Source organism: Solibacillus sp. FSL K6-1523 (genome assembly GCF_038005225.1).
Taxonomy (GTDB): Bacteria; Bacillota; Bacilli; order Bacillales_A; family Planococcaceae; genus Solibacillus.
Genome location: NZ_JBBOSU010000001.1, coordinates 626168 through 639837, shown reverse-complemented (window position 1 = coordinate 639837; position 13670 = coordinate 626168). Strand labels below are relative to the sequence as shown.

5 protein-coding genes are annotated in these 13670 nt (G+C 38.9%); 2 read left to right on the top strand and 3 right to left on the bottom strand.

Going from position 1 to position 13670, the window contains the following annotated elements:
- Positions 1 to 23 precede the first annotated feature (23 nt).
- Positions 24 to 488, bottom strand: coding sequence for a GNAT family N-acetyltransferase (locus MHI10_RS02980; RefSeq protein ID WP_340782794.1), 465 nt, complete (start codon positions 486 to 488; stop codon positions 24 to 26).
- Positions 489 to 607: 119 nt separating this feature from the next.
- On the opposite strand from MHI10_RS02980, the gene MHI10_RS02975 reads away from it, so the two are divergent.
- Together MHI10_RS02975 and MHI10_RS02970 are read left to right on the top strand one after the other, a co-directional pair.
- Positions 608 to 1435, top strand: a complete 828-nt coding sequence (locus MHI10_RS02975) for a MerR family transcriptional regulator (protein ID WP_340782793.1) — start codon at positions 608 to 610, stop codon at positions 1433 to 1435.
- Between the two features lie 69 nt (positions 1436 to 1504).
- A complete protein-coding gene (locus MHI10_RS02970) occupies positions 1505 to 3109 on the top strand; it encodes a multicopper oxidase family protein (RefSeq protein ID WP_445683172.1) in 1605 nt (534 codons plus the stop codon).
- A gap of 91 nt (positions 3110 to 3200) precedes the next feature.
- Here the strand turns inward: MHI10_RS02970 and MHI10_RS02965 are convergent, their stop codons facing one another.
- The gene (locus MHI10_RS02965) at positions 3201 to 8603 is read right to left on the bottom strand and encodes a S8 family serine peptidase (RefSeq protein WP_340782791.1); all 5403 of its coding nucleotides are present in this window, start codon (positions 8601 to 8603) and stop codon (positions 3201 to 3203) included.
- A 55-nt stretch (positions 8604 to 8658) separates the two neighbouring features.
- Positions 8659 to 13158: an endonuclease gene (locus tag MHI10_RS02960; protein ID WP_340782788.1), complete on the bottom strand. Its 4500-nt coding sequence runs from the start codon at positions 13156 to 13158 to the stop codon at positions 8659 to 8661.
- Between the last annotated feature and the right edge of the window lie 512 nt (positions 13159 to 13670).

Genomic DNA, 13670 nt, shown 5'->3' with positions numbered 1-13670 from the left:
TCACCTAATATTTTGTACTTGAGTTATTGTATTTGTCCGTTTAAGTTTTTCACCATAATTTTTTCATTATTTTCATCCGACTCTCCATTAAAGTGAAAATCGAATTTTTCGTACAAGCGAATTGCTGCTTTATTGTCTTCATATACACTTAAATAAATATCATCACATGAAAATTCATTTGCTAATTTTCGAATCATCGCGTCGAGCATCGTTTTTCCATAACCAAAGCCTTGAAACTGAACATCGATTAAAAACCGGTCTAGCCATACACGACCTTTTTCCTCACTCTCTGGGAAATACCCATACATCGCAAATCCGATGAGGTCATTATCCGAATACAGGCCAACTGGTTTAAAATTCGCACATTCTTTCGCTTCATCCAAGCATTGCTGCGTTGTTTCAATAAAGCCTTGTTGCGCCTCTCCTACTCGTAAATTTAAAATTTCTTGTACATTTTCTTGTGTTACGTCATGAATGCTTATACCCATGACTATCAAATCCTCTCTTTTTTCCGCATGAACTACGCGGGAAACGTTCCATTATTTATTGTGGTATAGTTATATCTTAAAGTATACAGTTACCGTACAGTCAAGGAGGAGACTTCAAAATGAGTGAGAATTTACGAAAATACTTCACAACGGGAGAATTTGCAAAGCTTTGTCATGTAAAAAAACAAACACTCTTTCATTATGATGAGATTGGGCTGCTATCCCCAGAAGTAAAAACTGAAAAAGGCTATCGCTATTATTCGTATCATCAATTCGATGTTTTTAATGTCATTGAATTATTGAAGGAAGTGGATATGCCGTTAAAAGACATTAAATTATTTTTGCGAACGAAAACACCATCTGAATTAATTGAGCTTCTTAAAGGAAAATCCTTGGAAATTGAAAAAAAGATACAAACGTTGAACCAAATCCAAAAGATTATCGACACAAAAATCACCTTAACAGAATACGCATTAACGATTGATTTTTCTCAAATTCAGCTAGTGGAGCAAGAAAAAGAACATTTATTTTTAAGTGAATCGATTTTAGATTGCTCGGATAAGGAATTTTTAAGCTCGGTATCGACATTTATTGATTATTTGTATACAGAGGAATTAGATATAGGTCACCCGATTGGTGCAGTTGTAAGTAAAGAAAAAATATTGCAAGAGGACTACGATAATTATTCCTATTTATATACGAAAATCGTCGAACAAGCAGAAGGTGTTTCCCTTTACACAAAACGAAAAGGCCTTTATGTCGTTGCGTATCACAAAGGGAGTGATAAAAACATTCCAATTACGTATAAAAAAATAATGGATTTTATCGATGCACAGCCGATTACTCTTGGGAATTATGCATATGAAGAATATGTATTAGACGAAATTTCGGTAAGTGGAGAGGATAATTATGTCACGCAAATTATGGTTGAAGTGGAGAGAACTTAGCATCTTTGAGCCGTTAATATTATGAAAGCGCCCAGTTATCCGCCTAGATTCATACATATAACTAGGTATATGGATAAAAAGGAAGTGAGCTTTTTGCAAAATAAAGTTAATCCATCTGATCCAAATACGATTCCAAAATTCGTCGATCCACTACAAAAGCCTACTACTGCCCAAAGGAAGCCTAATAAAGACTGTAAAGATGGGGATTATTATGAATTACAAATGAAGGAAGCTAGGCATCGGTTTCATAAGCATTTCCCTCTGTCTAAAGTTTGGGGATATGATGGGCTTTGTCCGGGACCGACAATTGAGGCGAGCAAGGATAAAACAACGTATGTAAAATATAATAACCGGTTGCCTACAAAACATTTCCTCCCCGTAGATCGTACACTCCATAGCGTTTCAGATTCAGTAGAAGTAAGAACCGTCGTTCACTTGCACGGGGCAAATGTCAATTGGGAAAGTGATGGCAACCCCGAATCCTGGTATAGCAAAGATTACATCCATACAGGTCCAAAATTTAAAAGAAAAGTGCATGAATATACAAATCATCAGCCAGGTACGACAATGTGGTATCACGACCATACGATGGGCATAACGCGACTGAATGTCTATGCAGGGTTAGCGGGGTTTTACCTACTGCGTGATGGTTTGGAGGAGCGGTTAAAACTTCCTTCGGGCAAATATGAAATTCCGCTCATGATTCAAGACCGTTCTTTTAATGAAGATGGCTCCATTTTTTATCCAGATGCACCGCCATTTCCTGTGCCAGTGCATCCTTCTATCACACCTGGATTTACCGGCAATACCATTACGGTAAATGGGAAGGTATGGCCTTTTTTAAGTGTGGAGCCAAGAAAATACCGATTCCGAATTGTCAATGCATCGAATAGAAGGGGCTATGTTTTAAGTCTTTCAAATGATCAGCCGTTCATTCAAATCGGAACAGATGGCGGATTTTTAACTGAACCCTGTGAAATCAATTCGGTGGAACTACTACCAGCAGAAAGGTTTGATTTCATTATTGATTTTTCGAATTGGATTGGTGAGAAAATTACGTTACGAAATTTGGATACGGAATTTCCGGATGAACATACGAATGTCGTGATGCAATTTCAAGTGAACGCTCCTTTGATGGGGACAGATACGAGTGAAATACCAGAACGACTTGCTGAACCGATGGATTTACACGAGCACCACGCCCATATCCAGCGAAACTTACCATTAACTGTATCCACCGATTCTTACGGAAGACCGATGCTTATGCTAGATAATAAAATGTTCCATGACCCGGTAACGGAAAAGCCTGCTCTTGATAGTATTGAAGTATGGAATATTATTAACGGTACACCTTTCCCACACCCAGTACACATCCACTTAGTGCAATTTAAAATTCTCGAACGGCGACCATTTAATGTGGCTCTTTATGATAAGGATGGAAAGCTTGAATTTACAGGTCCCACTGAAGAACCACGAGACTATGAACGTGGTTGGAAGGATACCGCAAAAGTAGAACCTGGAACGGTGACAAAACTAATTATGCACTGGAAGGATCATGCAGGCTATTACATGTGGCATTGTCACTTCTTGGAGCATGAAGATCACGACATGATGCGACCGATACTTGTTATGAATGATACTCATCCTGTGCAGCAGCCACATGCTAATCAATAGTCAACTACCGATGCGGGTTCACATAATTGAGGTAATATAAAAAACACCGTGCAATACTATGCAGCTGCACAGTATTCACGGTGTTTTGAAATTAAATTTCTATCGGATAAGCATTAGATGTGAAAAATTCATCAATTATGAACGAATCATCCACTATGAGATTTTCATCCATTTTGAACGAGTCATCCATTGTAAGATTTTCATTCATTCTGAACGAGTCATCGATAATGAAAATGTCTTCTATCATTAGCACACCATCAGATTTCGCAAAGCTGCCAACAGTCACATCAATAATTAATTTTAATTTATCATATGTCACAGTAATTGTTGTTGTACCTTCAATTTTTTTCGGTCTTACTAAACCATTTGATACAGAAACTATTTTGTTGTCTGCAACTTTATATTTTGCAGCATTTGTTACATCTTTTTCTGTTACTGATCCATCTGGTGCTGTTGTTACTTCAGTAATATTTAGTTGGAATTGGTGATTTAAGCTTAAATTAATTTCTGTTTGGTTTGCTAAGATTGATACTTCAGGTTTTGTAACAATCACATCTACAGGTATTTTTTCCCCATTGTATATAACTGTGATTGTTGTTGCTCCTGCGGCTTTTGCTCTTACTAAACCGTTCGAAACGGAAACTACTTGCCCATCATCTACTCTATACTTTGCAGCAGTTGTTACGTCTCTTTCTGTAATTTGTCCATCTACCGAAGTTGTCACTTCTTTAACAGTAATTTGTGCCTCCTGTCCTGCTAGCAATTCCAGTTGTGTTTGGTCTACAGTAATGTCTACTTTAGGCTCTTTTACTATGACATTGACAACTTTTTCATTATTTCTGTACTTAACTGTGATCGTTGTTTCTCCTGCTGCTTTTGCTCGTATTACTCCCTCACTTACAGTTACTACTTGTTTATCCGCTACTTGATACTTTGCGTTTTGCGTTACATTTTTCTCTTTTGTTTTGCCATCTACTGTTTTTGTTATTTCTTTCACTTTCAGGCTCGCTTCCTTACCAGCTACCAATTCAACATGTGTTTGGTCTACATCCAATGTCACAGTTGGAACTGTCACATTTATATTTACCGTAAGTTCATTTCCACCATATTGCACTGTAATTGTTGTATTCCCTTCACCTTTAGCTCTTACTAAACCATCTTTTGATACAGAAGCGATATTTTTATTTGCCACGGTATAAGTTGCTAAGCTTGTAACGTTCGTTGCTTTTGCTTTACCATCTGCCCCGGTTACCACTTCTTTAATTGTAAGTTGTGATTCTTTCTGTGGCTCTAAATCAATTTGTATTTTGTTTGTTGTTAACTCCACATTTGGCTTCGTAACCGTTACATTAATCGTTAATTTGTTGTTGCCATATTTCACTGTAATAGTTGTCGTGCCAGCTTCATTCGCTGTTACAACACCAGCATTTACAGATGCGATATTGCCATCTGCTACTTCATACGTTGCAGCTTTTGTAACATTTGTTTCTTTTGTTTTTCCATTTGGTAATGTTGTCACTTCTTTAATCGTTAATTTCGATTCTTTTCCAGGCTCTAGCGTAATATCTGTTTTGTTTGTCGTTAATGTAACATCACGTTCAGTAACTGTCACATAAACTGTCACATAAACTGTCACATCGCTCTTACCATACTTAACGGTAACTTCCGTGCTACCTGGATTTTTAGCAATGATTAAACCGTCTTTTACAGAAGCAACTTTATTATCTGCTACTTTATACGTTGCAGCTGTCGTTACATTTCTTTCTTTCGTTGTGCCATCTGCTGCTGTTGTTACTTCTTTAATCACTAATTTTTCTTCCTTGCCTTGCTCTAAATTCACTTCTGTTTTGTTCGTAGTTAACGTAACAGATGATTCCGTAACCGTTACATTTACTAACAATTCGTTTTTACCATATTTAACAGTAATTGTTGTTGTTCCTGCATTTTTAGCTTTAATTAAGCCCTCTTTAATAGAAGCAACATTTTTATCTGCTACTGTATATTTAGCCGCTTTTGTTACGTCTTTTTGTTTCGTCGTGCCGTCTGTTGCTGTCGTTACTTCTTTAATCGTTAATTGTGCTTCTTTCCCTTTTTGTAAATCAAAGTCCGTTTTGTTTGCCTTTAGTGTTACGCCAGGTACGATAACTGCAGGATCTACTACTGTGGCTTTTACTTTTACTTCATTTTTACCATGAGTAATCGTAATTGTCGAAGAACCTTGACCTACTGCTGTAACCGTTCCATTTACAACCGTTACAACTGTTTCGTCAGCAACTGCATACGTTGCTTCGGCAGTTACATCTTTGTTCGTAGCTTCACCTTTTTCTGGTGTTGTCGTTTCTGTAACCGTTACTTGCCCCATTTCGCCAGTCGTTAATTTTAGCTCCGTTGGGTCAACTGACAGTGTTACAACTGCTTCTTGTTCTTCTTTTTCAAAAATGATTGCTTCTCCAACATTTCCTGCTGCATCTTTCACAACTACTTTCACCGCTTCTGTCTCATCTGTTACAGGGAATGTGAATGTACCATCTTGTGCTAATTTAAATGGTACCGCTGCCGCCTCTTTGCCATTAATCGTTGGAATATATGATGCTTGTAGCTTTTCATTTAAATCATAGTCTAAACCGTACCAATATAATTCTTCGTTGTAGTCAAGATATTTATCCACTACTTGTCCAGTCGCCACTTTTTCTGTAACTGTACCTGTAACTTCTGGTTTTGTTGTTTTGACAACAATCGGTCCTACATAGTCTCCAATAATCCCTGATGCTGCTTGTGCTGTAAAGTCAATTGTATACAGACCGTCTGGAATTGTTGTTGGCGCTGCGCCGCTCCATGGTCTATACTGACCTGCTACATTTAATGTATAAGATCCTTTTGCAAGGAAATTCGCACCATGTAAATAACCAATATAACCATCACCATATTCGCCGCCTTCAGGATTCATAATATCCCAAATCTCAATATAGTTTGTTGCAACATCGCCTGTTAGTATGAAGGAAAGTACTGCTGAATCTTTCACACCGTCATTATTGAAAGATAGGTCTGTTTCAGTAATTGCCATATTCGTAATCTCTGTTTGAGATCCACCACCAAAGTCTGCTGCAAATGGTAATGAAATTGCAGTATCTCCACCGTTAATATGGATATATCCTAAAATTTCTGCCCCCTGTGAAGCTGTAGCTTTTGAAGCGGTTAATGCAATATCTAACACTTGCTCCCCAGCTAATGTGAACGACGATTTATCAACCGTTACTTGTGCATCACCAAATGATTTCGTAACATCTACCGATACATTGTAATTCCCGCCGCTCCCTTTCATATCTTTCACAACAATTTGTTTCGTAACAGAAATATTCTCCTCTAGTGACTGAGGTCCAAATGTTACAGTACCCTTTAAATTTTCAACAATTGCACCGCTGCTATCTAGCACGGCTTGATCCACTGCATATGCAAGTACATTTGGGTGTGCAGCAGCATAAGCATTTACTCGACCTGCACCTTGCGCAAATACATCATATTTCGATTGATCAAGTACTTTTGCCGTATTTGAAAGTGCTACTTTTACATCAAATGCATTCCAACTCGGATTTGCTTGTTTAACAAGCGCAGCGATACCCGCGATATGTGGAGTAGCCATTGACGTACCCGTTTTACGGTCAAACGCCTCTTCATACGTTGCGTCAGGGAAATCTGCTTTGTACATTGGAATTGTAGACATAATATTTGTACCAGGTGCTGTTACATCTGGTTTAATATCAAAGTTCGGTGTAGATGGTCCACGTGAACTTGAATCATTTACTTCATCACCAACTGTTTGAGTAGAGCTAAAGTTACCAAAAGTAACTGTTCCTGTTCCTTCTTTTAGAGCTGCGCGAATTGCATCCCCATCTGTTTGAGACATATCATACGATGGTAAAAATGCAAATGAATCTCCTAAAAATGTTCCTGAAGCATTTGGTGCATTTGTTCCGCCCGCAAAGTTATGAATAATTGTTGCGATTGCACCGTTATCCTTTGCATGCTCAATTTTATCGACAAATGCAATATCACCACGAGAAATTAATGCCACTTTCCCGTTCACGTCAATACCTGTATAATCTTTTGCTTCTCCATATCCAGGAACGGCAACAATTTCAAACTCACCTTGAAGTTGTGTCGCTAAATCTTTTCCGAAAGTTGTCCCCATTATTTCCAATTGTTTCGTTAATTGATAACTGTCAACTGTAATATTTACTTGTCCATTATGCATCACTTCTGGGTTCGTCGTGTTCCCTACAGCAATTCCTAAACGAGCCGTAGATGGCGTCCCCATTGTGCCACGATTAGGCCCTTCATTTCCTGTTGCGATAACCGAAATTGTACCAGCCATCATCGCGTTATTAATGGCAAATGATCCACTATCAGTCTCAGTGTTCGCCCCTCCACCTAATGAAAGGTTAATAACATCCATGTCTTCAATGACAGCTGTGTCAATGGCCTTCACAATACCAGATGTAGCACCGCTTCCATATGCACCAAGTACACGATATGCATATAAATCTACTTTCGGTGCAATCCCTTTAATCCCATATTCATTCGCACCAATTGCAGCGATTGTTCCTGCTACATGCGAGCCGTGTGACGTATAGAAAGAACTTCCTCTGTCATTAAATTCAGGCATATTCGCAGGACGCTCTACAGGTGATGTTTCAGATGCATCATCGTCCGCGCGATTTCTTGTATAAGAAGACGAATTCGGAATAAAGTTTTTTCCGCCTTTATAAATTCCCGCAAAATCTGGATGATCGGCGTCAATTCCTGTATCTAGTACAGCAACTTTGATCCCTTGCCCTTCAATCCCTTCATTCCAAAGCTTTTCAATACCTAAAAATGAGTTACTTGTATTCATTAATGCATCGAGTTGTGCATCTTTTTTTAGTGGATTCGATGATGTCGTAGGTTTATTTTTTAATGGTTGTTCTGAAGCATAAACAATTGTGTCAGGCTCAACTAATGTAATGCCTTCAATTGTTAGAAGTTTATCTAGATCATCCGCTTTTACTACGGCAGAGAATCCATTTAGTACGGTGTCGTAAGAATAGCCTTCTTCAATATTAATGTTGTTTAAACGTAATTCTTTTAGTACGAAATTTTGCTGTGATTGGACTTTTGTACGCACTTGATTTTCCTGTGCAGTAGAGAAAGCTGTGCCATTTAAGTTGTGTATCCCTTTTTCAAGAGCTACTGGTTTTTCAGATAAGTGAATGATGACCGCCAAGTCTTGATTGCCAGATAAACCTTGCAATTCTTTGTGTAATTGCGGTCCCCCATCTAGCACATTTAATTGGTCGGCAATCGCTGCCTTTAATTGCATCGTGCTTTCGCTTTGTGTCGTTTGTTTAAATGGTTTTATTTCGTTTGCCGATGCCATTTGAATCGGACTAAACAACGAAAAGATCATAGCTAGAACTAAAATTGAACTAAATAGTCGATTTATACATTTGTTCTTCATTAAATACCTCCATACTACACTTTATTTTTAGTGCGTTGCTCATGTATGTGGTTGTCTATGATGCCATTTGTAAAACGTTCGAATCAGACGACGCATTCCAAATTAATTCCACCCATTCCGGATGGTCGATGAATGGATTACGATTGCCTTGCCATTTAAAAATTACTTCATTTCGATTTCTCTCAAATTCGTCAACTGGGTCCATTTCATGCCATTCTAATAGAATAGAAAGCTTGCCGTGATAGGGAGCCGAACCGTTATTTAGCTTTTCGTTCAATTCAAGATCAACACGGTCACCCGCTTCATATCGAGTAGCCATGTAAAATAGCATTCTTGCTACGTCACCTTTAACGCGGTTTGGTGGTTCCCAAGAATTTGAACTTTTCAAGCAACCGTCACAGCCTTTAACCGCTTTTCCACCGTTATCAAAATCAAGATTTCCACGGGCGCTGTTCACCTGTACATCTGTTGGGCGTAGATGATGGATATCCGTCCCTGGTCCTTTACTCGTACCGAAGTTGCCATGGGATTTTGCCCATACATGCTCACGATTCCAGTCTCCCACATTGCCGCCGTTCCGAGTTTTTGCACGGGATTCATTTGAGTAAAGCAAAATGACGTTATTAACATTATTCGGATCTTCATCTGTTTCTCGCAATGCTTCCCACACTTCTGAATAATTAAGTTGCCTATGATTAGAAATGATACTATGAAGGGAATTTTTTAATGCCTGTCCCTCTTTGCCATTTGCCTCTTTATAGTAGTCATCCGCTGGGTTTGGTGGTATTTCCTCATCTGACACCGTTACATTGAAACTAATTGATACAGACTTCGCTCCATCGCTTGCCGTAACCTTGATAATATGACTACCTTTTTCAAGCTTTAGCGTTAATACATCCGTCGATAGATTAATAGTCCCTTTCGAAGTAGAATAGACCAATTTATCACCGTTTGGATCTGTGAAATGGTCAGCGAGTGCGATTGACAGCGTCACACCTGGTTTCACTTGTTGATTCGTAATCTCTTTTGTCATGACAGGCGCTTCATTTTTCGTTGGATTATAAATTTGCTTTCCATTCGAATCATAAAATACGGTATTTTCCGCGCTAGCCCCTGCAACATATTCGATTTTTTGGATGTTTTCAGCACCTTTAATAGCCACTTTATTCGGTCCTTCAACCGTGATATGTCCCATCGTTGTGCCTTTTAAATCCACTTTTATGCCATCTTTTTTCGGTTGCAAAATAACACGATTCGTTTTAAATCCTTCACCTGTTAGTTCTGCATAATTCCCTTTTAGATAAATACCTTCTTTCAGCATTGTCGCTGCATCCATATACACTGAAACACTCGGCTCTGCAATGACTACTTGCTTTTTCTTCTCATTTATTAAGTTATACTCTTTTCCAATTGGCAGTGGCTCCCAAATAACTGGCGTACCAAACCCAACTTGTACTAATATCGGATCATGATCGCTTGCACGTCCCGCCATGTCAGTGAAATCCGCATTAATATGCAAAATGTCGATTTCTGTTTGCTCGACTAAATTATTGGATACTAAAATATGATCGAGCACTTGGGAATTCCCTTGGTATACATACGAATATCGATCAGAAGTTTCCACTTTATTAATCATATTCGTCATATGATCGCCTTCATGGATTTTTAAGCTTTCAGAGAATTGGAAGTCATTAAAATCACCTACAGATACAATATTTGCATCTGGATTTTCAGTTTTAACGTTTGCAATAAATTGCTGAACAATATAGGCAATCTTTTTCCGTTGTACTTCACTACCGTAAATTGGCGGTTGTGTCGATCCGAATAATGGTGTATCTCCTGATTTTGAATTCCAGTGATTCGCGATTACAATAACTGATTCTCCTTGGAACTCAAACTGTGCCACTAACGGTTTACGGCTGCTTTTAAATGCTTCATTGTTCGGCTCAATACGACCTGGATTATGCGTCAACTTGCCATTTTCATAACCGACCGCAGTTGTAGCATTGCCGTGAGAAGCCCCTTCCGTTAATGTTACACGTGCCGGATTATATAGGAAGCCTACTCGAATATTCGCGTTCGGTTGTCCGCCATCTTCGTTATTTACCGGATCAATATTAACGTACTCGTATTGGACGCCACCCGCATCTTTAATCGCTCGAATTAAACGCGTATAACTTTCATTCGCCTTTGAATCGCCGTTGTCAGGGCCGTTATTATCCTGCACTTCCGTCACGCCGATGATGTCAGGGTTTTGCATATCAATAGCGAAAGCTCGCGCCAATTTTCTCTCTTTATCTACCGTTGTCGTTTTCGTATTGTTCGAGAAATTCTCCAAGTTGTAAGAAGCGATTGTCAATTTATCTTCCGCTTTTACAATCGTTGTTTTTTCTGGCGAAGCGTTTCCTTTTTTATGTGCCGCCTTCATTTCATCTAACGAAACGTAAATTTTATAGTTTTGGAATGAATAGCCGACTACACCAGTAATCGGACCATTAAATGCGTCACCTGTTGCTACTTCGAAATCTCGCCCTGGACCATTCGGCTCTAAACGAAACTGAATACGGTTGGCATTTTCATTGTCCTCTTCTAATAAAAGACCACCGTGCAATGTGTTGGTCGCTGCACTTTCAAGAACCGTTACTAAATCACCATGCTCTTGTGGTGCAGTTGCTTTCACATTTCCAACTTGTACACGCATACCTTCTAAACTTTCCCAGAAATCAATCGCATCGACATCTGGATTAAAAACAGTTAAGTAATCACTATCAATATGCTGTTGTGGTAAATTGTTTTCATCAATAATGACTGGATTAGGTAGTGTCACATTACTTTTTAAAACTGTCACTTTCCCACCTTGATCATCACGCACATTAATTTGTGTTACTTTCATATCTGTTTGTTGTCGATCATCATATCCGTCAATGGCAAATTCACTTACTTTCCCTGTAACAGAAACAAGATCTCCAACTTGAATTGGCCAAGTGTTTCGTCCACTGTAAAGAACGATTCCTTCAGATGTTTTTGGATCATCATCGATAAATTCATCCGGCGTTTGAATGTGGTAATACGTAGAACCGCTTAATGTAAAGGAATACGTAACAATTCCTTCAATCCCTTCCACCACTTGATTGTTAAATGGTGAAGTATGACCCGTGCCTTGAATATCATGAATTTGAAGACTATCCGCAATCACATAAGTGTACGTACTCACTTCACTAAAACGTTGATCATCTGTTTTCACGACCGCTTTTAGCACCGTGTCTTCTGCAATTTCAATTGGCGTTGTATACACAACACCATTTGCAATCGGATCCGTTTCGTCTACCGTATAGAAAATTTGTGCGTTTGCTGTTCCTGTAGTTAAAGCAATCGTTGTTTTCCCAATAAAAGTTCCACTACTCGGATTTGCTAAAGCAGGTTGGACCAATGTCTGATCCGCAACAATATCCGCACTGGACCTTGGGATAACTTGATAATCATTGTCGAACTGCTGGACAATGCCTGTAATCGAATCATATGTCGTGCCAACAGCTAAATTGAATGAAGCATTTTCATCTCGAACAAGGAACTCATGTCCATCCGTTGCAACATAATTTGCCCAGCCACTGCCAGCTTGTACATCAGACAAAACCACATTGTGAATTGTTACAAGTTGTGATTCATTCGCTTCAGAAACTTCTGCACCTGTTATTACTTTTGGCGTAGGCTCCCCTCTATTTTCGACAGTGTCAACAATTGTCGCACTATCTAGTTGAAGCAATCCACGGTAATCTGCCAATGTACCCGTTAATATAACTACATCCCCGCTTTTCACATTTAAACTAGTTGGTCGAACTGCAATACCACCTGTTTCATCTTGAACTGAAATCGTATTTTTCAAGATAGCAGCAACAGTCCCTTTAATGGCAACCGTTTCACCAATAGGAAGTGCACGTGCTTCAGCAATTGATAGAACATTTGTTGGTTCTGGTTCCTCCGGTTCTCCTGGAGAAGACCCATCCATGTCGTGGAACCCTAAATAATCAAACGTATCTTTCGGATAACTCGTCCACTCTTCATCTCGATTAAAAGAATCATTCGAGATTGGATCGCCGGCTGTTACTGTTGGGTTTCGGACTAACGTTACATCCGTTCCCCAGTTACTTCTAGCGCCTACTTGTCCAAAAGAATCGATGACGTTATCCGATTTTTTTAAAACAATGGCATCATCACCATTAAAATTAATCACACTTCCATTTTCTAAATCCCCTTTACTGCTTAATTGTGTAACTGCATCTGGATGATAGATTACATAGGTTTCCCCATCGTTTAAATTTCCCGATAAAGCGAGTTGTGCGGAAGCATTCATCGAACCATTTGCATATAGTTCCAACGTATAAGCACTCAAGTCAATTGCTTCCCCTGTGCCGTTATATAGTTCGAGCGCTTTGTTAAAACCGCCCCCTTCTACATATTCGGATATAAAGAGATCGGAAGCATTTGAATTGCTCATAGCAGTTGTTGTTCGTGGAAAAGCAGGTGTTAGTAAACTTACAACTAAAATGCTAGACAAAATAGTACTCTTACAGGCTCTCCATTTTGTACAGCTCATTTAGGCTAATCTCCCTTCAATTTTAAGTTGGTGAAGCAGCTACTTATTCCCGTATAAAATCAGAACCTCAGCCTAATTTGGCAATGTATCATCACGCCTTTCTATTACGTCACATTGAATATATAGAGCAATTCATATGCCCTACACATAATGGTAGCATCGGCATTAGATGAACTCCATGAGACCTTTTGTGAGCTTTTGAGATATATTGGTAATACCCTAATGTATTTTTCGACAGTAACCCTCTGATACTAGTATCACTCATACAACTTCGACAAATTCCGCTGGACGAGGAAGAAGCCTAATCACCTATTTTACACAGGCTAGAGCGCAAAAAGAAAAGCCCCATGCAAATCTCACATAGGACTTCCCACATATAACCAAATTCAATGTATTTATATATTACGGAGATAGAGGAAGCACGAACAAATATGGGTGAAGATGACCCAAAGGCACAGCGTTTAATTGAAAAA